This is a genomic window from Nocardioides sp., from assembly GCF_036274455.1.
In the GTDB taxonomy this organism is placed as follows: Bacteria; Actinomycetota; Actinomycetes; order Propionibacteriales; family Nocardioidaceae; genus Nocardioides.
Map to the genome: position 1 here is coordinate 1 of NZ_DASUFR010000049.1, position 21,348 is coordinate 21,348.

The following is a 21,348-nucleotide window of genomic DNA, read 5'->3' on the forward strand; positions in this document are numbered from 1 at the left end:
GCTCGAGAACAGCGCCTCTCGCACCCGGTCGGTGGTCGGGCGCGTCATGGGGCCGGACGGCGTCGACAGCCGCCGTCCTCCCGCGCTCCCGCCGATGATGCGGGTCATGGAGGGACGATAGTGCCAGGGCGTTCCCTAGGACTTCTCGATGAACTCGCCCTCTGCGGACTCCTCCAGCTCGAGGACGGCGGTCCGCAGCAGCTCGTGGCCCACGAGCTCGGGGTCGGCCTCGAGCAGTGCCTCTGCGGCCGCGCGGGCGGCGATGATCGTGTCCTCGTCGCGGAGCACGCGGAGGTTCTGCAGCGTCGTTCGGAACCCCGACTGGGAGCGACCCAGCACGTCGCCCTCGCGGCGCTGCTCGAGGTCGACCCGGCTCAGCTCGAACCCGTCGGTGGTGCGTGCGAGGGCGTCGAGCCGCTCGCGCGCCTTGTCCTGGAGGGGCCCGGCCTGGCTGACCAGGAGGCAGAGGCCGGGGTGGCCACCGCGGCCGACCCGCCCGCGCAGCTGGTGGAGCTGGGAGATGCCGAACCGGTCGGCGTCAAGGATGACCATCGCGGTGGCGTTGGCCACGTCGACGCCGACCTCGATCACGGTGGTGGAGACGAGGACGTCGATCTCGCCGGCCGCGAAGGCGCGCATGGTGCGGTCCTTGTCGTCCGGGGTCATCCGGCCGTGCAGGGCTGCCACCCGGAGCCCGGTCAGCTGGTCGGTGGTCAGCTCGGGCACGACCTCCTCGACGGCCGCCAGCGGCGGGCGGCCGACCGGCTCCCCCTCGTCGTCGTAGAGCGACGCGAGATCGTCGACGTCCGGGTCGTCGCCGCTGATGCGCGGGCAGACGACGTAGGCCTGGTGACCCTTGGCGACCTCCTCGCGGACCCGCTGCCAGACCCGGTCGATCCACGCCGGGTGGTCGACGAGGTTGACCACGGTCGTCTGGATCGACGCCCGGCCGGCCGGCAGCTCGGTCAGCGTCGAGACCTCGAGGTCACCGAAGACCGTCATCGCGACCGTGCGCGGGATCGGCGTCGCGGTCATGACCAGCACGTGCGGCGGCGAGCCGAGGGACTTCTCGGTCAGGGCCGCCCGCTGCTCCACGCCGAAGCGGTGCTGCTCGTCGACGACGACCAGACCCAGGTCGGCGAACTGCACGTGCTCCTCGAGCAGGGCATGGGTCCCGATCACGATGCCTGCCTCGCCGGAGGCGAGCCGGAGCAGCGGTTCGGTGCGCTGCGCCTTCGTCATCGAGCCGGTGAGCAGCTCGACATTGGTCGCCTCGGCGGCGCCGCCGAGCATCCCGCCCGCAGCGAGGTCGCCGAGCATCTCGGTGGTCGAGCGGTGGTGTTGCTGGGCGAGCACCTCGGTGGGTGCTAGGAGGGCCGCCTGCCCGCCGGAGTCGACGACGCGGAGCATCGCCCGCAGCGCGACCAGGGTCTTGCCCGAGCCGACCTCTCCCTGGAGCAGGCGGTTCATGGGGTGCTCGCGGGCGAGGTCGGCGGCGATCTCGTCGCCGGTGCGACGCTGCCCCTCGGTCAGCTCGAACGGCAGCCGCGAGTCGAACGCCGCCAGCAGGGCACCGTCACCGCCGTCGCGTGCGTAGGTGCCGAGCGTCCGCACGAACCTGCGGCGCCTGGCGAGGACGAGCTGGGTGACGAGCGCCTCCTCGAAGCGGAAGCGGTGCTGGGCCTTGCGGATCTGGCCCCAGCTGTCGGGTGCGTGGATCCAGTCGATCGCCTTCCGGACGGGCAGCACCTGGTAGCGCTCGCGCACGTCGGCGGGGATGAGCTCCGGCAGCTCGTCGACCACCGTGCGGGCGAAGGAGATCGCGCGCTGCAGGTCCCAGGACTCCACGCCCTTGGTGAGGGGGTAGATGGGGTAGAAGGCGCCGATCGCCTCGACCGCGAGCTGGGCGTTGTCGTCCTCGGGCCGCTCGCCGTCGCTGCCGATCAGCACCATCTGCGGATGGGTCAGCTGCCACTCGCCCCGGAAGGTGTCGGCCTGCCCCAGGAAGATGCCCCGCCGGCCGACGTGGAGGCGGCGCGCCTGCCACTCCGCGAGCCCCTTGTTCTTGGCGAAGAACGACATCCGCAGGGACGGACCGTCGGTGCGGAGCGTGACGTCGAGGCGGTAGGCCGTGCGATGGGTGCGCCGATCCTGGTAGGTGTTCACCTTGGAGTGCGAGATCTCGCCCACCAGGGTCAGGAACTGTCCTTTCTCGAGCGAGTCCAGCGAGGTGAGCTCCCCGGTCTCGATGTAACGCCGTGGGAAGTGGTGGAGCAGGTCGCCGACGGTCCGGATCCCGAGTCCGTCGACGATGCGCTCGTTGCGGGTGCGCGCGCGCTTGTCCTTGGGCTCGCCGAGGACCGTCTCGACCGGCGAGTCGAGGTCGATCACCACGTCACTCCTCGGCCACTCCTGCTCGACTCCTGCTCGACTCCTGCTCGACTACTCGACGGCCACCAGCAGCGGGTAGCGCTCCTGCCCTCCGTCGTACACCACGACGTCGACAGTGGGGTGGCTCTCCTCCAGCCAGTCGGCGCACTCCCTGGCCAGCGTCCCCTCGGGGTCGTCCTCGCCCGACACCAGCGTGACCATCTCGCCGCCGCCGCCGAGCAGCCGGCCGAGCACCTCGCGCGCCACCGTGGTGAGGTCGTCGCCGACGACCACGAAGTCACCGCCGATCGCGCCGAGCACGTCGCCGGGCTCGCACGGCCCGGCCATGGTCATGGCCTGCCGCGCCGCGATCGTGACCGCGCCCTGCCGGGCGTGCCGGGCGGTCGCGGTCATCTCCAGGACGTCCTGGTCGAAGGTCCGCCCCTGCTCGTGCACGGCGAGAGCCGCCAGCCCCTCGACCTGGGCGGTGGTCGGGATCACCGCGACCCGCATGTCGTGGTCGGTCTCTGCGGTGCTGGCGGCGACCTGCGCCGTCCGCACGGTGTCCGGGTCGTTGGGGAGCACGACGACTTCCTGGGCGCCGCAGTGCTCGATGGCCTCGAGCAGCATCCCGGTGGAGGGGCGGTGCCCGGGGCCGCCGCGCACCACGACGGCGCCGGCCTCCTCGAAGAGGGAGGCCAGCCCTGGCCCGGCAGCCACCGCGACGATCGCGCGGCCGACGCGGGCGAAGCGTTCGCGGGCGGCGACCTGCTCTGCGAAGTGCGTCACCCGGACGCGGTGCGGCCGGCCGGCCGCGATGCCGGCCTCGATGGCAGCGCCGACGTCGTCGACGTGGACGTGCACGTTCCAGAGCCCCTCGCCACCGACGACGACCAGCGAGTCACCGAGGGCCGCCAGCCTGGTGCGCAGCCCGGCGATGGCGTCGTCGGGCGCGTCGAGTAGGTACATCACCTCGTACGCCGGACCGCCGGCGACCAGATCTCCCTCGCGATGCACCGGCTGCGGGATCCGGTGGCCCGGCTCGACCTTCGGCGGCCGCTTCCCGGTGAGGGCGGTCTCGGCGGCGTCGAGGATGACCACGACGCCGCGGCCGCCGGCGTCGACGACGCCCGCGTCCTTGAGCGTCTGGAGCTGGTCGGGGGTGCGCGCGAGCGCCTCGCGGGCCGCTCGGGCGCTGACGGCGAGGACGTCGCGCGACCGGACGTTGGGATCCGTCGCGAGAAGCTCGGCGGCGGCGTCGGCCGCGGCCCTGCCGACCGAGAGCATGGTGCCCTCGACCGGCGTACCGACCGCGGCGTAGCTCGCCTCGGCCGCCCGCCGCAGCGCGTCGACCATCACCACGGCGTTGCGCTCCTCCGGCTGCGCCGCGGCGATCCGGCGGATGATCGCGCGGAGCATCTCGCTCAGGATCACGCCGGAGTTGCCGCGGGCGCCGAGCAGCGCGCCGCGGGTGAACACCTCGAAGACCGCGTCGCGATCGGTGAGGCCGTTCTCCTTCACGGCGTCGCGGGCCGCGGCCATGGTGAGGTACATGTTCGTGCCGGTGTCGCCGTCGGGCACCGGATAGACGTTGAGCGCGTCGATCTCCTCGCGGGCCCCAGCCAGGGCGTCCACGGCGATGTCGACGAAACGGAGCACGGTGGCGAGCTGGATGCCGCTACCGACGGTGCCCGGTTCGCTCACGGGGCGAGACTAGGGCGTGTCCCGCAATCGCTGGCGGATGCCGGCGTCGTCCAGGGCGTGCGATGACGGCGGCGCGGGCCCGCGTGCAGACTGGGCGTCTTCGAAGGGTCGGCGCCGCCGTCAGCGTGCGTCATGGGCGGCGTCCGGCGCCGCCATGGATTGCGGGACACGCCCTAGATCCCCTCATGCGAATTGGGTGGCGGCGTCCGGTTCGGATATCCTTCTGCGGTTGCCCGGACGACGGGCACCCCACACGTTTCGACATCCAGGAGTCCACTGATGGCCGCCGTCTGCGACATCTGCCACAAGAAGCCCGGCTTCGGCAACAACCGGCCGTGGTCGCGGAAGATCACCAAGCGCCGCTTCGACCCCAACATCCAGCGGGTCCGGGCCACGGTGAACGGCACGCCCAAGCGGCTCCACGTCTGCACCGGCTGCATCAAGGCGGGCAAGGTCACCCGCTAGGCACCCAGCCCACACGTACACACGAACTCGACCGAGGTCCCGGCACCTCGGTCGAGTTCTTGTTTCCGCGCGCAGCGCCCCTCCGAGAACCCGGCCGAGGCGTCGGGGACACGCAACGCAACGGTCGCGCGGTCGACCTGCGCACGCCTAGAAGTGGGTCCAGCCGGTCTCGCCCTCGTACGCCGCGCCGTCGACGGTGACGCCCTCGCCCTCGCCGACCGAGCCCACGACGCTCCAGCCGCCGGGCACGGCGTCCTCGGGGAACGTGGCCAGCAGCGAGTGGTCCTCGCCGCCGGACAGCACGAAGGTGACCGGGTCGACGCCGTTGGCCGCGGCCACCGCCTGGAGGGGCTCGGGGATCTCGAGCGCGTCGGTCCGCAGGTCGATCGCCACCTCGGAGTCGGCGGCCAGGTGGCCCGCGTCGGCCAGCAGCCCGTCGGAGACGTCGATCATGGACGTGGCGCCGGCCTCGGCGGCCGCGGGCCCGGCGTCGTACGGCGGCTGCGGACGGCGGTAGGCCTCGACCAGCACCCGCGGTGAGGAGAACCCTCGCCGCAGCACCGCCAGCCCTCCGGCCGACCAGCCCTGGCGGCCGGCCAGCGCGAGCACGTCACCCGGCCGGGCGCCCGACCTGAGCACCGGCGTCTGCGTGCAGGCACCGAGGACCGTGACCGCGATGACGAGCTGGTCGCACCGGGCGAGGTCACCTCCGACCACGGAGGCGCCGACAAGGTCGCACTCGGCCGCGAAGCCGACCGCGAAGTCCATCGCCCACCGCGCCGGCAGGTCGCTGGGCGCGCCGAGCCCGATCGTGAGCGAGTGCGCGCGGCCTCCCATCGCGTTGATGTCGGAGAGGTTCTGGGCCGCGGCCCGGTGGCCGACGTCCGTGGCCTCGACCCAGTCGGTCCGGAAGTGTCGGCCCTCGACCAGCAGGTCGGTCGAGACCACGACGTGGCCCTGCCGGATCCGCAGCACGGCCGCGTCGTCGCCGGGGCCGACGAGCACCTGCTCGCCCTGGCTGAAGACCGGGGTGAGCTCGGCGATCAGGCCGAACTCGCCGACGTCCGCGAGTGTGCTCTCCGGCGGGAACGACATGGAGGTATGAGAGCAGATGTCCGGCGTACCGTCGCTATGACCTGCCGCGGCCTCGCGATAGGTTGGGCCGGTCCCCCAGACAACTGAGCCAGCAGGGAGATCCGCACATGGTGGTGCAGGCCTACATCCTGATCCAGACCGACGTCGGCAAGGCCGCGGAAGTGGCCACCGCCATCGCCCAGGTCAAGGGCGTGACGATGGCCGAGGACGTCACCGGTCCCTACGACGTGATCGTGCGCGCGGAGGCGCGCAACGTAGACGAGCTCGGCAAGCTCGTGGTGGCCAAGGTGCAGACCCTCGACGGCATCACCCGGACGCTGACGTGCCCGGTGGTCCACATCTGACCTCCTCCCCAGCCGACGCAGTCGCCCGGCGCCCCGTACCCCACCGGTGCGGGGCGCCGATGCGTCGGCGGGCTCTGTGAAACGCTGGGGCCATGGTCGAGGAGCTTCCGGGCCCGGTCGCCGTCATCGCCGGCGGGCTGAGCCACGAGCGTGACGTGTCCCTGGCCAGCGGGCGCAACCTGGTGCGCGAGCTGAGCGCGCTGGGGGTCGAGGCGCACGCCTACGACTTCGACCGCAACCTCCTGCACACGCTCGAGCGCGACAAGGTGGTGGCGGCGCTGCCCGCGCTGCACGGCCAGTTCGGGGAGGACGGCGAGATCCAGACCCTCCTCGAGCTGATCTCGATGCCGTTCGTGGGCTCGCGGAGCCGTGCCTGCCGCGTCGCCTACGACAAGGGCACCGCCCGCGAGCTGCTGCGCCGCGACGGCATCCCGGTCCCCGACTCGGTCGGGCTCTCGGCACAGACCTTCCGCGACATCGGTGCCGCCGCGCTCATGGAGCACGTGATGCACCGGCTCGGTGTCCGGGTCGTCGTGAAGCCGGCCCGCGGCGGCTCGGCTCTCGGCGTGGCCGGCGTCGACGGGCTGGCCGCGCTCCCCTCCGCCCTGGTCGGCACCTATGCCTATTGCGAGGACGCCCTGGTCGAGCGGTTCCACGAGGGTGTGGACGTCTCCGTCGTCGTACTCGAGACCGACGACGGGCTCCACTCGCTCGAGCCGGTGGCGATCGAGTACGAGAAGGGCCACGAGTTCGACTTCTCCGCCCGCTACAGCGCCGAGTTCGTCTCCCTCTCCCGGCCGGACCTGCCCGAGGACCAGATCGCCCGTCTCGGCGAGGTCGCCCGCCAGGCGCACCGCACCCTCGGCCTGCGCGACGTCTCCCGCTCGGACTTCATCGTCTCCGCCGACGGCTCGTTCGTCGTGCTCGAGACCGCGATCACCCCCGGCACCACCGAGACCTCTGTGTTCCCGTTCGCCTGCACGCTGAGTGGTACGTCGCTGGGCGAGGTCGCGCGGGACCTGCTGCGTCGTGCGGTCGAGGCCGGCCCGCCCGCTTGATTCCGGACTTCTGCCGGTTGACTCCGGACTTCTGCCGGTCGGCGCAACGGCGAAACTCCGGGGTGGACCGGCAATACTCCCGAATCAACCGGCGGAACTACCGAATCAACGAGGCTGCTGCGGCAAGCCCTGGAGCTTGCCGGCGATGCCGCCCGCGGCGCGGAGGGCCACGCCCTCCTCGTAGTTGATGGTGGCCTGGGGACGGGCCCGCTCGGCCTCCTCGAGCGCGGCGAGGAGGATCTCGGCCGGCGGGGTGTCCGGCCACAGGTAGAGGGCCAGAGCGCCGGGGATCGAGTTGACCTCGTTGACGAACACCTCGGTGCCGTCGGAGAGGAAGTCGATGCGCACCACGCCGGTGAGGCCGGTGAGCTCGACGACCCGGGTGGCCAGGCCCTGGATGGTGGCCCGGAGCTCGGACGAGATCTCGGCTGGGAACTCACGGGGGGCGGCGGAAAGGCCCTCGGAGCGGACGTACTTCTCGCCGTAGGAGTAGATGGCGCCGCCCGTGCGCAGCGGCTTCTCGATCTCGGAGACCGCCAGCGTGGGCGCGGTGCGCACCGAGACGTTGAGGTCGAACAGCTCGGGCCGGTTCGGCTCGACCACGGCCCCGGCGCGCAGGTGCGGCGAGGTGGTGAGCAGCGCGACGGCGGTGTCCCAGTCCTCGACGACCTCGATCCCGATCGACGAGCCGCCGTAGCGCGGCTTGACGATGTAGGGCCCGTCGAACGGCAGCTTCTCGTCCGCCGAGAGGAGCACCCGCTTCAGCGCCGGTACGCCGGCCGCCTCCATGACGCCGCCGAACGCCAGCTTGTCCATGCCCAGGGCCGCGGCGGCCGGGGTGCCGCCGGTGTGGCGCAGCCCGGCCAGCTCGAAGAGCGCCTGCGAGCCACCGGCCTCGCCGGGACCGCCGTGGAAGCAGCTCATGACGGGCCCGGTCTCGAGCAGCTTGCCGCCGCCGAGGCCGCCCTCGAGGTAGAAGCCGGAGCCCTTCTTGGCCCCGATCCGCAGCTCGAGCCGCTTGGCTCCGGCCGGGACGAAGTTGACCTGGTCGGCGAAGTCGCGGGCCTCGAGGTTGTTGGGCACGAGGTACCAGTCCTCAGTCTTGGCCCAGTAGACGCACTGAACGTTGACGCCCGCAGCCGCGAGCACGCGCTCTGCCTGGAGACCGGTGAGGATGCTGATCTCGTGCTCGGCCGAGAGGCCACCGAAGACCACGGTCGCCCTGCTGACGGATGAGCTGATCACAGTCTCCAACCCTCTCAGTTAGACGCGCGACCGCCTAAATCACGGGTAGTGGTCCGGCAGGTCGTTCTCGTAGAGGACCACGTCGCCGGCCGCCGTCGCCGCCATGACGTGCCGGGCCGCCTCGTCACGGCTGCCGAACACCTGGGTCCGGCTCGCCTCTCCCGCGCTCAGCGCCGCCCGGTTGGTCCGGCCGACGATGACCAGCCGCATGTCCTCGCCGGCGGTGGCGGCCCGGGCGAAGTCGGCGTTGCGCCGCGCCTGCTCGGGTCCGAGCTCGATCATGCCGGGGGTGACCGTCCACACCGTGCCGCCCTCGCCGACGATCGCCCTGGCCCTTGCGAGGGCCTGCGCGGCACCCTCGGGGTTGGCGTTGTAGGTGTCGTCGATCACGGTGACGCCGGTGTCGAGCGCGGTGGTCTCGGCTCGATGGGGGGTGGCCGGCAGCGTGGGCAGTCGGTCGAGGATCACCCGGTCCGGTACGTCGAGCGCGAGCGCGAGCCCCACCGCGATCGCCACGTTGACCGGGTGGCCGACCTCGGCCGGCAGTGTCACCCGGTGCTCCTGGCCCGACAGGACGAGCAGCCAGCCGTCCGCGTCGCGGCGTACGACGACGTCGGCCATCACCCCTTCGGCCGTCGCGCACCGGATCACCCGCTTGGTGGCCGCCTCCCGGTCGGCGGCGTCGGCGAGCTCGGGGACGTCGACGTTGAGCACCACGGTCCGGGCGGGCTCGAGGATCTCGGACTTGGCCCGCACGATCGTGGCGCGGTCCTTCATCCGCTCGAGGTGCGCCTCGCCGATCGTCGTGATCGCCGAGACCTCCGGAGGGAAGAGCCGGCAGAGCCGGGCGATCTCGCCGGGGCCGTAGGTGCCCATCTCGGCGACGAACACGTCGGTGCCCGGCACCAGCCGGTCGTTGACCGCGCGGGCCAGCCCGAGCACGTTGTTGAAGCTGGCCGGGCTGGCCAGCACCGCCCAGCGGCCGGCGATCAGGTGCGCGGCGTAGTTCTTGGTCGAGGTCTTGCCGTAGGACCCGGTGATCGCGACCACCCGGGGGCCGACCTGCTTGATCCTCGCGGCGGCGGACACCTCGAACGTGCGGCCGAGGTGCTCCTCGAGGGGATGTGCCGCGAGCAGCGCCACCTCAGCGATCGGCAGCGCCAGGAGCGGCACCAGCGCGACCGCCTCGCCGAAGGCGATGAAGAAGCCCGTCACCACCACGTGCAGCGCGACGGTGATCGCCACCAGCCGCCGCACCCGGTGGGTCCACACCAGCTTCCGGCTCGGTCGCAGCAACGCGAGCCCGGGGGGCCAGAGCAGCCACACGACCGCGCCGACCAGGCCGACCAGCGGGATCTTCAGCCCGACGAGACAGAGGATGACGATCGCGCCGAGCGCGACGAGGTTGGCCGGCTGGGCCCGGCACCAGATCGCGGCCATGACGAAGAGGCGACCGGGCTCGTAGTGCTCGCGCTGCGCGACCCGCCACCAGCGCAGGTACGACGCCAGCGCGAGCAGCGAGATCGCCAGCGCCACCAGCACGTTGGCGGTTGAGCTCACGAGCTCGCCGCCTGCTCGACGATGGCGGTGCGGAGCGCGGCCGCCAGCGCGTCGTCGAGGAGGTGCCCGGAGCCGGGCACGACGACCAGCTCGGCACTGCTCCCGATGCGGGCCCGGGCCTGCTCGGCCATGGTCGCCCTCGCCGCCGTGTCGTGCTCGCCCCACACCATCGTCACCGGCAGCCCCGACGTCGCGAGAACGTCCAGAGCGTCGCCGTAGTCCTCGTTGACCGCCTTGACGAGCACCTCGCGCATCACGCCCTGGGCGGCGAGGTAGTCCGCCGAGCCGCGCTTGCGCCGCTCCTGCTCCATCCGCTCGTTGGAGATGAAGTGCCACTTGTTGAGGAACCGCATCGCGCGAAACCCGAGCGGCGGCTTGCTCGCCGCGGCCTGCGGACGCAGGAGAGGTACGCCGGAGAGGACGATGCCGCGCACCAGCTGGGGGTTGGCCGCGGCGAGCCGCACCGCAACCCGGCCGCCGAACGAGTGACCCACGACGACAGGACGGTCGCTGCCCTGCCGAGCGGCGTCCTCGAGGCACTCCCGCAACCACTCGGCGTACTCCCCGGTGCTCCAGCCCTCGTCGGGCGCCGGCGTCGCACCGAAGCCGGGCAGGTCGAGGGCAAGTGCGTCGAACCCCTCCAGCGTCGTGGCGAAGTCCGCACGGGTGCGGCCCCAGCCGTGCAGGGCGACCACGGAGGCGGGAGGCTCGCCGTACCGCTCGGCGAAGGCGCGCCCCCCCAACAGCGTCGTCAGCACAACCGAGACACTAGATGACATGCCAGCGAGTCCTGAGCACCCGTTGAGTCCCGCGACCGTGGCCGTGCGGGCGGGCCGGCCGCCGCACGAGCCCGACCAGCCGTTCAGCGTGCCGATCACCCTGGCGTCGACCTACGTCGCCGGCGGCGACCTCGAGTACGGCCGCTACGGCAACCCGACCTGGGCCGCCTTCGAGGACGCCGTCGGAGCACTCGAGGGCGGCCGTTGCCTGGCCTACTCCTCCGGCATGGCCGCCGCGACCAGCCTCCTGGACCTCGTGGCCCTCGGTGACAAGGTCGTCGTCCCGCGGCACTCCTACAACGGGGTGATCGTCACCCTCGACGATCTCGAGCTGCGCGGCCGCCTCAGCGTGACCCAGGTCGACATCACCGACACCGCGGCCGTCGTGGCGGCGTGCGAGGACGCCGCGCTGGTGTGGTTCGAGTCACCGACGAACCCGGCACTCGAGGTCGCCGACGTGCCGGCGATCATCGCAGCGGCGCACGACGCCGGCGCGCGCGTGGTGGTCGACAACACGTTCATGACCCCGCTGTTGCAGCGCCCGCTCGAGCAGGGTGCGGACCTGGTGCTGCACTCGGCGACGAAGTACCTCTCCGGCCACAGCGACCTGCAGATGGGTGCGGTCGTCACCAGGGACGAGGAGCTGTACGCCGTGCTCAAGGGACGTCGCGACGTCCAGGGCAACGTGCCCGGTCCGTTCGAGGCGTGGCTCGCGCTGCGCGGGCTGCGCACGCTGTCACTGCGGGTCGAGCGGGCGAGCGCGAACGCCGCCGAGCTCGCTCGTCGACTCGCCGGCCACCAGGTGCCGACCGAGGTCCGCTACCCCGGTGTGGGCGCGATGATCTCGATCGTGCTGCCCACCCCCGACCAGGCCGACCTGCTGGTCCGGGCAACGTCGCTGTGGGTCAACGCCACCAGCCTCGGTGGCGTCGAGTCGACCTTCGAGCGCCGGCGCCGCTGGAAGTCCGAGCCGACGAGCATCCCCGACGGCCTGGTGCGGCTGTCGGTCGGCATCGAGGACGTCGAGGACCTGTGGGCCGACCTCGAGCAGGCGTTGGACGGGCTGGCCGTCGGTGGCTGAGGTGCGAGGCCGTTGACGGCCGAGCCTCGAAGCCTCCGCAGGATCGACACCCCGGGGCGGGTCCCAGCCCCGGGTCGCCTGGCTTCGAGGCTCGGCGCTGGGGCGCCTCGCACCTCACCACCAGTGGGGTCACTCCATCTCGGCCTTGGTGTCGCGCGCCAGCGTCAGCTCCATCATCTCCTGCGCGGTGATCCGCCCGGAGACGACGTCGTCGACATACTGCGCCACCGGCGCGTCGCAGCCCGTGCGCTCGGCGAGGGCGCGCAGGGAAGCACAGGACTTCACTCCCTCGGCGACCTGGCGGGTGGAGGCGACGATCTCGTCGGAGGTCATGCCCTGACCCAGCTTCTCGCCGAAGCTCCGGTTGCGAGACAGCGGCGAGGAGCAGGTGGCCACCAGGTCGCCGAGGCCGGCGAGGCCCATCAGGGTGAGCGGGTTCGCGCCGAGCCTGGTCGCCAGCCGCGCGGTCTCGGCGAGGCCTCGGGTGATGACCGACGCGGTGGTGTTGTCCCCGAAGCCGAGACCGATGGCCATGCCGACGGCGAGGCCGACGACGTTCTTGTAGGCGCCGCCGAGCTCACAGCCGAGGACGTCGACCGAGGTGTAGGGACGGAAGGCCGGTGAGTGCACGCGGTCCTGCAGTCGCCTGGCGACGTCCTCGTCGGCACAGGCCACCACCGAGGCCGCGGGCTCGCGGCGGGCGATCTCCTTGGCCAGGTTGGGGCCGCTGATCACCGCGATCCGCTCGGGACCGGCTCCGGTCTCCTCGGCGATCACCTCGCTCATCCGCTTGAGGGTGCCGAGCTCGACCCCCTTCATCAGCGAGACCAGGACCGCGTCGGGAGCGAGGAACGGCACCCACTCGACGAGGTTGCTGCGAAAGGTCTGCGACGGCGTCGCGAAGATCACCACGTCCGCGCCATGGGCCGCCTTCTCCACGTCGTGGGTGGCCGAGATCGCCGGCGGGAGCTCGATGCCGGGGAGGTACTCCTCGTTCTCCCGTGAGTTGTTGATCGCCTCGGCGACCTCCTCGCGACGGGCCCAGATGGTCACGTCGTTGCCGCCGTCGGCGAGCACGATCGAGAACGCCGTGCCCCACGACCCGGCGCCGAAGACCGCGACCTTGGTCATGAGGCCTTGCCTCGCCGCCGGCCGCCCTTGTCGGGGTTGCCGAACTCGGCCACGCCTGCGGTGCGCGGGTTGAACCGCTCGGCCGGCGCGGTCTCGCCGCGCACCTCCTCGACCAGGCCGGTCAGCGCCGCCATGATCCGGTGGGTCGCCTCGGTGACCGAGGCCGGCGAGTCATCGAGCCCGGACAGGTCGACCGGCTCGCCCACCTTCATCGTGATCAGCTTGCGCGGGAACAGGTCCGGCTTCTTCGCGTACGGCGCCAGCAGCTCCTGCGCGCCCCACTGACCGATCGGGATTACCGGCGCACCGGTGGCGAGGGCGATCCGGGCAGCACCCGACTTGCCGACCATCGGCCACAGACCCGGGTCACGGGTGATCGTGCCCTCGGGGTAGACCACGACGATCTTGCCTGCCCGGACGGCGGCCACGGCTGCGTCGTAGGCGCCGGTGGCGTTCCTGGTCGCGCGGTAGACGGGGATCTGGCCGGCCGCCTTGAGGAAGAAGCCGAGCAGCTTGTTCTTGAACAGTCCGTCCTTCGCGAGGTAGCGCGGGATCCGGCCGTGGTCCCACACGATGTGCGCCACGATCAGCGGGTCGACCTCGGAGATGTGGTTGACCACGAGGATGGCGCCACCTTCGGCCGGGATCCGCTCACTGTCGATCCACCGGTGCTTCGTGGTCGCGAGCAGGATCGGCCGCACGATGGGCACCGCGAGCCACCATGCCCACCCGCGTCGGCCTTCCTGGAAATGCCGGACCTTCACGCGCGACAGGCTACTTGCTGGTCACCGGGACGGGACCGGCTGCGAGGATGCGAGCGATGCAGAAGTACGTCGCGCTGGTCCCGGTGAAACCTCCCGCGCTCGGCAAGTCGCGGTTGGTGGGGCTGACCGACGAGGACCGGAGCGCGCTGGCGGCCGCGTTCGCGCTCGACACCGTGGCGGCGTGCCTTGCCGCCTCCTGCATCGAGGAGGTGCTGGTCGCCACCGACGACGCGACGTTCTCCGTCGAGCTCGCGGGCCTCGGCGCGGTGACGATCCCAGACGGCGTGGCGATGGACCTCAACGGCACCCTCCGGCAGTCCGCCGCCGAAGCACGCCGCCGCTGGCCCGGGCTGGTGCCGGTCGCACTCACCGCCGACCTCCCCGCACTGCGCCCCGAGGACCTCGACGAGGCGCTCGGCCTGGTCGGCCCGGACGAGCCGGCGTACGTCGCGGACGCCGACGGCCTCGGCACCACGCTCTACACCGCGGCCCACGACGTGTTCGACCCGCGCTTCGGACCGGGCTCGGCACTCGCACACGACGCCACCGGCGCTCGCGCCATCGCGGCGGAGCTGCCTCGGCTGCGCCGCGACGTCGACGACCTCGAGGATCTCGACGACGCGCTGGCCATGGGCGTCGGACCCCGGACAGCAGAACGGGCTGCCACCCTCGGATGAGGGGGCAGCCCGCCCTGGCTGCTGCTAGCGCTTCTTCGCGGCCTTCTTCGCCGGGGCCTTCTTCGCGGGCGCCTTCTTCACGGCCTTCTTCACGGCCTTCTTCGCCGGAGCCTTCTTGGCCGGCGCCTTCTTCACGGCCTTCTTCACGGCCTTCTTCGCCGGAGCCTTCTTCGCCGGGGCCTTCTTCACGGCCTTCTTCGCGGTCGCCTTCTTCGCGGTCGCCTTCTTGGCCGGAGCCTTCTTGGCCGGAGCCTTCTTGGCGGCGGCCTTCTTGGCCGGAGCCTTCTTCGCCGCCTTCTTCACGGCCTTCTTCGCGGTCGTCTTCTTGGCGGTGGCCGTCTTGGCAGCCTTCTTGGCGGTCTTCTTGGCGGCGGTGGTCTTGCGAGTCGTCGTCTTCTTCGCCGGTGCGGCGGCCGCGGCGACACGGGCGACGGTCGGGGCCGCAGCCTCCTCGACCAGCTTCGGCAGCTTCTTGGCGCCCGAGACGACGTTCTTCAGCTCCTGGCCGGCGGTGAACTTCGGCACCGTCGTGGCCTTGGCCTTGATGCGCTCGCCGGTCTGCGGGTTGCGGACCATGCGTGCGTTGCGGACACGCTTCTCGAAGGAGCCGAAGCCCGTGATGGCCACCTTCTCGCCCTTGGCAACCTCACGCGTGATGGTGTCGAGGACAGACTCGAGAGCGTGGCGGGCGGCCTTCTTGTTACCGCCGAACCGCGACGACAACGCGTCGATCAGTTGATTCTTGTTCACGAGCTTCCCTTTCGGATGTCTCTTCTTGAATCGGGGCAGGTGCTCCGCTTCATGGAAGGCAACCTAGGAAAACCGAGCGTTACTCACAATGACCACGCCGCACGAAACGTCATCTTTTTCGCGCTGCCCCAGACCACCGTTTGCGCGCAGCACACGCACACGCACGACGTGCGACCGCATCGTCGTCATCGCGACCCACGCATTCGCCGCACTCACGGAGGCGTCGATTTCCCAAGCAGAGATGGGAAATCGAGCACTTAGGGTGATCGCATGAAGCCATCGACTCGTGCGGAGGTCGAGCAGTGGTGGCGGCGCCTCTTCGGCGTCGACGACGCGTTGTGGTCGTCAGTCACTGTGTTGCATCCGCACCGAGAGCTCGGCGACTACGAAGGCTGGTACGTCGCGTGGCGCGATGCCGGTGTGCACGTGTCGGCACCGGCGAGCGCACACGTCGACGACGTCGCGTCACTCACCAACGAGCGCGTGACGACGCTCCAGGACGCGAGCTTCTGGAACGCGTTCGCCGACGCGCGCGCGCTCGAGGTGATCGGTCCGAGCACACACTTCTACCTCGACGAGGACCCGGGTCCGGCCGACGGCGTCGTCGACCTCACCGACAAGGAGCTCACCCGGCTGCGGGCCACGGTGCGACCCGAGGAGTGGGACGAGGGCGGGATGGCCGACGAGCCGCCGCCACCGGTTCGCTTCGGCATCATCGAGGACGGTGTGCCGGTCGCCGTGGCCGTCCTCAACGAGTGGCGTGACGGAGCCGCCGACATCGGCGTGGTCGTCGCACCGTCACACCGCGGCCGCGGGCTCGCGGCCGTCGTCGGCCGCCACGCCGCCTCGTACGCCATCCGCCAGCAGGGCATCGCGCGCTGGCGCGCGGCTACCACCAACCTCGCGTCGTCGCGCACGGCGCAGCGGCTCGGCTTCGAGCCCTACGCGACCCAGCTCGCGGTCAGGCGTGGATCGTCGACGGCTTGAACGACGGCCGCCTCGCCTCGAACGCCGCGATGTCGTCCTCGTGGCCCAGCGTGATGCCGACGTCGTCGAGACCCTCGAGCAGCCGCCAGCGCGTGTAGTCGTCGATGTCGAAGGAGTCCTCGATCGCGTCGATGCCGGAGCCCGCCTTGACCGTGCGCGACTCGAGGTCGACGGTGATGAGCCCGCCGGGGTTGTCGTCGAGGAAGTCCCAGAGCCGCTGGACGAGCTTCTCCTCGACCCGGGCCGCGAGCAGCCCGGCCTTGCCGGAGTTGCCCCGGAAGATGTCGCCGAACCGCGACGAGAGCACGACCCGGAAGCCGTGGTCCATCAGCGCCCACACGGCGTGCTCGCGCGAGGAGCCGGTGCCGAAGTCGGGGCCGGCGACGAGCACCGAGCCGGCGGCGTACTCCGGCCGGTTGAGGATGAAGTCGGGGTCGTTGCGCCAGGCCGCGAACAGTCCGTCCTCGAAGCCGGTGCGCGTGACCCGCTTGAGGTAGACCGCGGGGATGATCTGGTCGGTGTCGACGTTGCTGCGCCGCAGCGGAACGCCGACGCCGGTGTGAGTGGTGAACGGCTCCATCAGCTCTGCGCTCCGATCGGGGCGAGGTCGGCGGGTGAGGAGAGGGTCCCGCGGATCGCCGTCGCGGCAGCGACCGGCACCGACACCAGGTGGGTGCGCCCGCCCTTGCCCTGGCGGCCCTCGAAGTTGCGGTTGGACGTCGACGCGCTGCGCTCGCCGGGCTCGAGGGTGTCGGGGTTCATGCCCAGGCACATCGAGCAGCCGGCGCCGCGCCACTCCGCGCCCGCCTCCTTGAAGATCACGTCGAGCCCCTCGTCCTCGGCCTGGAGCCGGACGCGCACCGAGCCCGGTACGACGAGCAGCCGCGTGTCCTTGTCGACCTGCCGGCCCTTGACGATCTCGGCGGCGAGGCGCAGGTCCTCGATGCGGCCGTTGGTGCACGAGCCGACGAAGACCGTGTCGACCTTGATGTCGCGCATCGGGGTGCCGGCCTCGAGTGCCATGTACTGCAGCGCCTTCTGCGCCGCGACGCGGTCCTGGGGGTGCTCGAAGTCGTCGGGGCTCGGGACGCTGGAGCCGAGCGGCACGCCTTGTCCGGGGTTGGTCCCCCAGGTGACGAACGGCGTCATCGCGCTGGCGTCGAGGACGATCTCGTCGTCGTACTCGGCGTCGGGGTCGGTGAACAGCGTCTTCCAGTAGGCGAGAGCGGCGTCCCACTCCTCGCCCTTGGGCGACTCGGGGCGGCCCTCGAGGTAGTCGAAGGTCGTCTGGTCGGGCGCCACCAGGCCGGCCCGGGCGCCCCACTCGATGCTCATGTTGCACACCGTCATCCGGCCCTCCATCGAGAGCTCCTCGATGGCCTGGCCGCGGTACTCGACGATGTACCCCTGTCCGCCGCCGGTGCCGGTGTGGGCGATCAGGGTGAGCACGAGGTCCTTGGCGGTGACTCCGTCGGGGAGCGAGCCGTTGATGGTGACCGCCATCGTCTTCGGTCGCGCCTGGGGCAGCGTCTGGGTGGCGAGCACGTGCTCGACCTCCGAGGTGCCGATCCCGAACGCGAGGGCGCCGAACGCGCCGTGGGTGCTGGTGTGGCTGTCGCCGCAGACGATCGTCATGCCGGGCTGGGTGAGACCGAGCTGTGGGCCGACGACGTGCACGATGCCCTGGTCGAGGTCGCCGAGCGGGTGCAGCCGGATGCCGAACTCCTCGGCGTTCTTGCGCAGCGTCTCCACCTGGGTGCGGGAGACCGGGTCCTTGATCGGCTTGTCCCAGTCGAGCGTCGGGACGTTGTGGTCCTCGGTCGCCAGGGTCAGGTCGGGGCGGCGTACCGTCCGCCCGCTGAGCCGGAGCCCCTCGAAGGCCTGCGGGCTGGTGACCTCGTGGATGAGGTGGAGGTCGATGTAGAGCAGGTCGGGCTCACCGGCCTCCGAGCGCACGACGTGCTCGTCCCAGACCTTCTCCGCCAGTGTCCTGCCCATGACCACTCCCTCGTGACCCGTTCCATCCAACCCGTCGAGTGTAGCCCTTGCATCCCATGATCTGAGACGGCAGTATTGATATATGGACAGCACTGGCAACGGCGGCTCGGGCGTCGGCGTACTCGACAAGGCCGCCCTCGTGCTCACCGCGCTGGAGTCCGGGCCGGCCACCCTGGCCGGCCTCGTCGCGGGCACCGGTCTGGCCCGGCCGACCGCGCACCGGCTGGCCGTGGCCCTCGAGCACCACCGGCTCGTGGCCCGCGACATGCAGGGCCGGTTCGTCCTCGGCCCCCGGCTCTCCGAGCTGTCCGCGGCCGCCGGCGAGGACCGGCTGCTGGCCACCGCCGGCCCGGTGCTGGCCCGGCTGCGCGACATCACCGGCGAGTCCGCCCAGCTGTGGCGGCGCCAGGGGGACGTCCGCGTCTGCGTGGCCGCCGCCGAGCGCCCCTCCGGGCTCCGCGACACGATCCCGGTCGGCTCGCAGCTGACCATGCGCGCCGGCTCCGCCGCACAGGTGCTGCTCGCGTGGGAGGACCCCGAGCGAATGCACCGCGGTCTGCAGAACGCCGCGTTCTCGGCCGCGGCGCTGTCCGGCGTACGCCGTCGCGGGTGGTCCCAGTCGGTCGGCGAGCGCGAGCAGGGCGTGGCCTCGGTGTCTGCGCCGGTCCGCTCCCCCAGCGGCAAGATCATCGCCGCGGTCTCGGTCTCCGGCCCGCTCGAGCGGCTCTCCCGCCAGCCCGGCCGGATGCACGCCCCCGCCGTCCTCGCCGCCGCCGAGCGCCTCTCGGAGTCGCTGCGCCGCGCGGCCGCCGCCGACTCGGCCTGACCTCGGCTACGCCCAGCCCAGCTCGATCGCTGCGAGCAGCAGCGCGCCGGTGCTCTCGTTGTCGTTGATGCGACCGTCGCGGAGCATGGCGCGGACCTCGTCCCAGGCGAAGGCGTCGACGGCACCGATCCCCTCGCCCTCGTCGTAGGTCGTCGAGGTGCGGGTCAGGTCCCGCGCGAGGAACACCTCGATCCTGGACCGGGCCACGCCGTTGAGCCCCCACTGACCGCCGAGGTGGTCCCAGCGGGCGGCGACGTACCCGGTCTCCTCGGCGAGCTCGCGCTCGGCCGCCGGCCGCAGCTCCTGTCCGTCGCTGCCACCGGCCGGCACCTCCCACGAGGTGCCGGTGGTGTAGCGGTCGCAGTGGACCAGGACGACGCGCTCGTCGGCGGTGACGGGGACGACGAACACGGCGGGCTGCCGCACCTCGAGCAGCCCATACATCCCCGGCGTCCCGTCGGGCCGCGTCACCTCGTCCTCGAGCACGCGGATGTAGTGGTTCGCATAGACCTCGCGGCTCGACCGCTGCTGCCAGCTCACCTGTGCCAGTAAACCGGGGTCGACGCCGATGCACTGCGCAGGACGGGCAGCGGTGACCTTTCAACCTCTGCTCGCCCGAGACAGGTTGATCACCCACCACCCCCTCGGCGTCTCGGCGGGAGCGAAGCGACCCGGTCTTTCCGAGCGCAGCGAGGCGCCCGGCGATCGGCCTGGTGGCCCCGACGACAGCCCCGGGAGCGAGCACCAGCGAGCGACCGGGGCTGCTGCGGGCGAAGCCCGCGTCGTCGGGGACATCCAGGCCGAAGCTCGCCGGGGTATCAGAAGAGCGCATCCTGCTCGATCTCGAGCAGCGTCTGCTTGCGGTCGAGGCCACCGGCGTAGCCGGTGAGCGTGCCGTTGGCGCCGATCACCCGGTGGCACGGGATCACGATCGGGATCGGGTTGCGGCCGTTGGCCAGGCCGACCGCGCGCGAGGCGGCGTTGGACTTGCCGAGCCGGTGCGCGATGTCGCCGTAGGACGAGGTCTCGCCGTAACCGATCTCGCGCAGCGCCTTCCACACCTGCTGCTGGAACTCGCTGCCGACCGGGGCCAGCGGGAGGTCGAACTCCTTGAGGTCGCGGTCGAAGTACGCGCGGAGCTGGCGCGCGGCCTCGACGAGCAGTGGGTTGTTGTCGTCGCGGTCGCCGCGCGGGCGGCCGTCGTGGCTCTCTCCGACGCTGGGGAACGGCGAGAACTCGATCTGGGTGATGGCGCCGTCGTTCTCGACGATGCGGAGCGCGCCGACGGGGCTGTCGATGACGGTCCAGGACATGTCAGTTCTCCCTGCTGGTGGTGGGGTCGGTGGGGTCGGTGTCGGGGACGGCGGGCATGAGGGTGTTCCAGAGGTGCATGAGCGCGTAGGAGCGCCACGGCCGCCACCGCTCGCTGTCCGCGATGACCCGGTCGGGCTCGTGGCCGAGGTCTGCGACCGCACGCCGGACGCCGACGTCGGTGGGCAGGAACACGTCGGGGTGGCCGAGGGCCCGCATGGCGACGTAGTCGGCGGTCCACGGGCCGATGCCGGGCAGGGCGAGCAGCGCCGCCCGGACCTCCTCGCGGTCGGCGCCGCGGTCGAGCGCGACGTCGTCATCGGCGAGGGCACGGGCCAGCCCGGTCAGGGCGCGACCGCGGCTGCGGGGCATCGGCAGCTCCTCGGGGTCGACCTCGGCCAGCGTCGCGGCGGACGGGAAGAGGTGGGTGAGGCCGGGGATGTCGGTGTCGACGGGGGTGCCGTACGACGCGACCAGGCGGCCGGTGACGGTCCGGGCGCCGGTGACGCTCACCTGCTGGCCGACGACGGTGCGGACCGCGGTCTCGTCGCCGTCGGCCTGGCCGGGCACCCGGAGCCCGCGGGTGCGGCGGACCAGCGGCCCGATCACGGCGTCGCCGAGGAACTGGTCGTCGACGGCCGTCGGGTCGCAGTCGGCGTCGACCATCCGGCGGGCTCGTTCGACGGCGGCCGTGGTGTCGCGGAGGTCGTGGAGCCGGAACTCCGCGGCCACGAACGCCGTCTGGCCGGGCGTCGGCGCGTCGTCCAGCTCGAGACGGACCGTGCCCGGGCCATGAGGGAGGTCGAGGGTGCGGGCGTACCAGCCCGGCCCGGCCGCCTCGACGCCCGGCACCACGTGGAAGGCGAGGTAGTCGAGCAGCGCCCGGCCGGCGAACGGCGTGCGGACCGCGAGCCGCATGGTGACCGTGCCGTGCGCCGGCGTCCCGCGGCGGCGGCCGCGCAGCTCGCTGGGCGTGGCGTCGTAGACCTCGCGCACGGTGTCGTTGAACTGGCGGATGCTGGAGAAGCCGGCGGCAAATGCGACGTCGCTGAAGGGCAGTTCGGTGGTTTCGATGAGAACCCGCGCGGTTTGGGTGCGCTGGGCTCTGGCCAAGGCCAACGGGTTGGCACCGACCTCGGCCTGCAGCAGCCGTTCCAGCTGGCGGGTGGTGTAGCCCAGGCGGCTGGACAACCCGGTCACACC

At 71.8% G+C, this 21,348-nt stretch carries 22 protein-coding genes; 7 read left to right on the forward strand and 15 right to left on the reverse strand.

Translation table 11 applies throughout. The features are described 5' to 3' along the window. The 3 genes from VFV89_RS04645 to VFV89_RS04655 form a co-directional block, all read right to left on the reverse strand. The coding region (locus tag VFV89_RS04645; RefSeq protein WP_329704660.1) for an RsmD family RNA methyltransferase at positions 1-108 on the reverse strand (108 nt) is incomplete at its 3' end. A 27-nt stretch (positions 109-135) separates the two neighbouring features. Then, complete coding sequence (locus VFV89_RS04650; RefSeq protein ID WP_329704738.1) at positions 136-2,391, reverse strand: ATP-dependent DNA helicase RecG; 2,256 nt, start codon at positions 2,389-2,391, stop codon at positions 136-138. A 51-nt stretch (positions 2,392-2,442) separates the two neighbouring features. After that, positions 2,443-4,074 (reverse strand): DAK2 domain-containing protein, encoded by a 1,632-nt coding sequence (locus tag VFV89_RS04655; RefSeq protein WP_329704739.1) that lies wholly within the window; start codon positions 4,072-4,074, stop codon positions 2,443-2,445. 279 nt (positions 4,075-4,353) lie between these two features. Here VFV89_RS04655 and rpmB point away from each other — a divergent pair, with 279 nt between their 5' ends. After that, entirely contained in the window at positions 4,354-4,539 is a 186-nt protein-coding gene (gene rpmB, locus VFV89_RS04660) for a 50S ribosomal protein L28 (RefSeq protein WP_329704740.1), read from the forward strand. A 147-nt stretch (positions 4,540-4,686) separates the two neighbouring features. On the opposite strand, the gene VFV89_RS04665 is transcribed toward rpmB, so the two are convergent. Then, a complete protein-coding gene (locus VFV89_RS04665; protein WP_329704741.1) occupies positions 4,687-5,634 on the reverse strand; it encodes a thiamine-phosphate kinase in 948 nt (315 codons plus the stop codon). Positions 5,635-5,744: 110 nt separating this feature from the next. Between VFV89_RS04665 and VFV89_RS04670 the strand changes: the two genes are divergently transcribed. Beyond that, entirely contained in the window at positions 5,745-5,978 is a 234-nt protein-coding gene (locus tag VFV89_RS04670) for an Lrp/AsnC family transcriptional regulator (RefSeq protein WP_028651040.1), read from the forward strand. Positions 5,979-6,070: 92 nt separating this feature from the next. Then, positions 6,071-7,036 carry a D-alanine--D-alanine ligase gene (locus tag VFV89_RS04675; protein ID WP_329704742.1) on the forward strand — a complete coding sequence of 322 codons (966 nt, stop codon included), beginning with the start codon at positions 6,071-6,073 and terminating at the stop codon, positions 7,034-7,036. Between the two features lie 105 nt (positions 7,037-7,141). Here VFV89_RS04675 and VFV89_RS04680 read toward each other — a convergent pair whose 3' ends face one another. From VFV89_RS04680 to VFV89_RS04690, 3 genes are read right to left on the reverse strand one after another with little or no spacing between them, the layout of a single operon-like run. Beyond that, positions 7,142-8,281 carry a hypothetical protein gene (locus VFV89_RS04680; protein WP_329704743.1) on the reverse strand — a complete coding sequence of 380 codons (1,140 nt, stop codon included), beginning with the start codon at positions 8,279-8,281 and terminating at the stop codon, positions 7,142-7,144. Positions 8,282-8,320: 39 nt separating this feature from the next. Next, on the reverse strand, positions 8,321-9,841 hold the full coding sequence (locus tag VFV89_RS04685; protein ID WP_329704744.1) for a UDP-N-acetylmuramoyl-tripeptide--D-alanyl-D-alanine ligase: 1,521 nt from the start codon (positions 9,839-9,841) through the stop codon (positions 8,321-8,323). After that, complete coding sequence (locus VFV89_RS04690) at positions 9,838-10,599, reverse strand: alpha/beta fold hydrolase (RefSeq protein WP_329704745.1); 762 nt, start codon at positions 10,597-10,599, stop codon at positions 9,838-9,840. The genes VFV89_RS04685 and VFV89_RS04690 overlap by 4 nt, the downstream gene beginning before the upstream one ends. A gap of 19 nt (positions 10,600-10,618) precedes the next feature. On the opposite strand from VFV89_RS04690, the gene VFV89_RS04695 reads away from it, so the two are divergent. After that, positions 10,619-11,701 carry a PLP-dependent aspartate aminotransferase family protein gene (locus VFV89_RS04695; RefSeq protein WP_329704746.1) on the forward strand — a complete coding sequence of 361 codons (1,083 nt, stop codon included), beginning with the start codon at positions 10,619-10,621 and terminating at the stop codon, positions 11,699-11,701. 129 nt (positions 11,702-11,830) lie between these two features. On the opposite strand, the gene VFV89_RS04700 is transcribed toward VFV89_RS04695, so the two are convergent. Next, positions 11,831-12,832, reverse strand: coding sequence for an NAD(P)H-dependent glycerol-3-phosphate dehydrogenase (locus VFV89_RS04700; RefSeq protein ID WP_329704747.1), 1,002 nt, complete (start codon positions 12,830-12,832; stop codon positions 11,831-11,833). Next, positions 12,829-13,596, reverse strand: coding sequence for a lysophospholipid acyltransferase family protein (locus tag VFV89_RS04705; protein ID WP_329704748.1), 768 nt, complete (start codon positions 13,594-13,596; stop codon positions 12,829-12,831). The genes VFV89_RS04700 and VFV89_RS04705 overlap by 4 nt, the downstream gene beginning before the upstream one ends. 56 nt (positions 13,597-13,652) lie before the next feature. Here VFV89_RS04705 and cofC point away from each other — a divergent pair, with 56 nt between their 5' ends. After that, positions 13,653-14,273, forward strand: coding sequence for a 2-phospho-L-lactate guanylyltransferase (gene cofC / locus VFV89_RS04710; RefSeq protein ID WP_329704749.1), 621 nt, complete (start codon positions 13,653-13,655; stop codon positions 14,271-14,273). A gap of 24 nt (positions 14,274-14,297) precedes the next feature. Here the strand turns inward: cofC and VFV89_RS04715 are convergent, their stop codons facing one another. Beyond that, complete coding sequence (locus VFV89_RS04715; protein WP_329704750.1) at positions 14,298-15,023, reverse strand: HU family DNA-binding protein; 726 nt, start codon at positions 15,021-15,023, stop codon at positions 14,298-14,300. Between the two features lie 270 nt (positions 15,024-15,293). On the opposite strand from VFV89_RS04715, the gene VFV89_RS04720 reads away from it, so the two are divergent. Beyond that, a complete protein-coding gene (locus VFV89_RS04720; RefSeq protein ID WP_329704751.1) occupies positions 15,294-16,010 on the forward strand; it encodes a GNAT family N-acetyltransferase in 717 nt (238 codons plus the stop codon). On the opposite strand, the gene leuD is transcribed toward VFV89_RS04720, so the two are convergent. Together leuD and leuC are read right to left on the reverse strand one after the other, a co-directional pair. Continuing rightward, positions 15,985-16,590 (reverse strand): 3-isopropylmalate dehydratase small subunit, encoded by a 606-nt coding sequence (gene leuD, locus VFV89_RS04725; protein ID WP_329704752.1) that lies wholly within the window; start codon positions 16,588-16,590, stop codon positions 15,985-15,987. The two genes, VFV89_RS04720 and leuD, sit on opposite strands and share 26 nt — an antisense overlap. Beyond that, positions 16,590-18,008 carry a 3-isopropylmalate dehydratase large subunit gene (gene leuC, locus VFV89_RS04730; protein ID WP_329704753.1) on the reverse strand — a complete coding sequence of 473 codons (1,419 nt, stop codon included), beginning with the start codon at positions 18,006-18,008 and terminating at the stop codon, positions 16,590-16,592. Before leuC ends, leuD begins: the two co-directional genes overlap by 1 nt. An 82-nt stretch (positions 18,009-18,090) precedes the next feature. Between leuC and VFV89_RS04735 the strand changes: the two genes are divergently transcribed. Further along, positions 18,091-18,834 (forward strand): IclR family transcriptional regulator, encoded by a 744-nt coding sequence (locus VFV89_RS04735; protein ID WP_329704754.1) that lies wholly within the window; start codon positions 18,091-18,093, stop codon positions 18,832-18,834. Between the two features lie 6 nt (positions 18,835-18,840). Here the strand turns inward: VFV89_RS04735 and VFV89_RS04740 are convergent, their stop codons facing one another. From VFV89_RS04740 to VFV89_RS04750, 3 genes are all read right to left on the reverse strand, one after another. Then, positions 18,841-19,374 carry an NUDIX hydrolase gene (locus VFV89_RS04740; protein WP_329704755.1) on the reverse strand — a complete coding sequence of 178 codons (534 nt, stop codon included), beginning with the start codon at positions 19,372-19,374 and terminating at the stop codon, positions 18,841-18,843. A gap of 278 nt (positions 19,375-19,652) precedes the next feature. Next, positions 19,653-20,147 carry a methylated-DNA--[protein]-cysteine S-methyltransferase gene (locus VFV89_RS04745; RefSeq protein ID WP_329704756.1) on the reverse strand — a complete coding sequence of 165 codons (495 nt, stop codon included), beginning with the start codon at positions 20,145-20,147 and terminating at the stop codon, positions 19,653-19,655. Between the two features lies 1 nt (position 20,148). Then, positions 20,149-21,348: AlkA N-terminal domain-containing protein (locus VFV89_RS04750; protein WP_329704757.1), on the reverse strand; the 1,200-nt coding region annotated here is incomplete at its 5' end.

Excerpts from the sequence above, each read along its gene's own strand:
- rpmB (WP_329704740.1), top strand. The coding sequence starts at position 4,354 with ATGGCCGCCGTCTGCGACATCTGCCACAAGAAGCCCGGCTTCGGCAAC.
- VFV89_RS04665 (WP_329704741.1), bottom strand. The coding sequence starts at position 5,634 with ATGTCGTTCCCGCCGGAGAGCACACTCGCGGACGTCGGCGAGTTCGGC.
- VFV89_RS04675 (WP_329704742.1), top strand. The coding sequence starts at position 6,071 with ATGGTCGAGGAGCTTCCGGGCCCGGTCGCCGTCATCGCCGGCGGGCTG.
- VFV89_RS04695 (WP_329704746.1), top strand. The coding sequence starts at position 10,619 with ATGCCAGCGAGTCCTGAGCACCCGTTGAGTCCCGCGACCGTGGCCGTG.
- VFV89_RS04700 (WP_329704747.1), bottom strand. The coding sequence starts at position 12,832 with ATGACCAAGGTCGCGGTCTTCGGCGCCGGGTCGTGGGGCACGGCGTTC.
- cofC (WP_329704749.1), top strand. The coding sequence starts at position 13,653 with ATGCAGAAGTACGTCGCGCTGGTCCCGGTGAAACCTCCCGCGCTCGGC.
- VFV89_RS04720 (WP_329704751.1), top strand. The coding sequence starts at position 15,294 with ATGAAGCCATCGACTCGTGCGGAGGTCGAGCAGTGGTGGCGGCGCCTC.
- leuD (WP_329704752.1), bottom strand. The coding sequence starts at position 16,590 with ATGGAGCCGTTCACCACTCACACCGGCGTCGGCGTTCCGCTGCGGCGC.
- leuC (WP_329704753.1), bottom strand. The coding sequence starts at position 18,008 with ATGGGCAGGACACTGGCGGAGAAGGTCTGGGACGAGCACGTCGTGCGC.
- VFV89_RS04735 (WP_329704754.1), top strand. The coding sequence starts at position 18,091 with ATGGACAGCACTGGCAACGGCGGCTCGGGCGTCGGCGTACTCGACAAG.
- VFV89_RS04745 (WP_329704756.1), bottom strand. The coding sequence starts at position 20,147 with ATGTCCTGGACCGTCATCGACAGCCCCGTCGGCGCGCTCCGCATCGTC.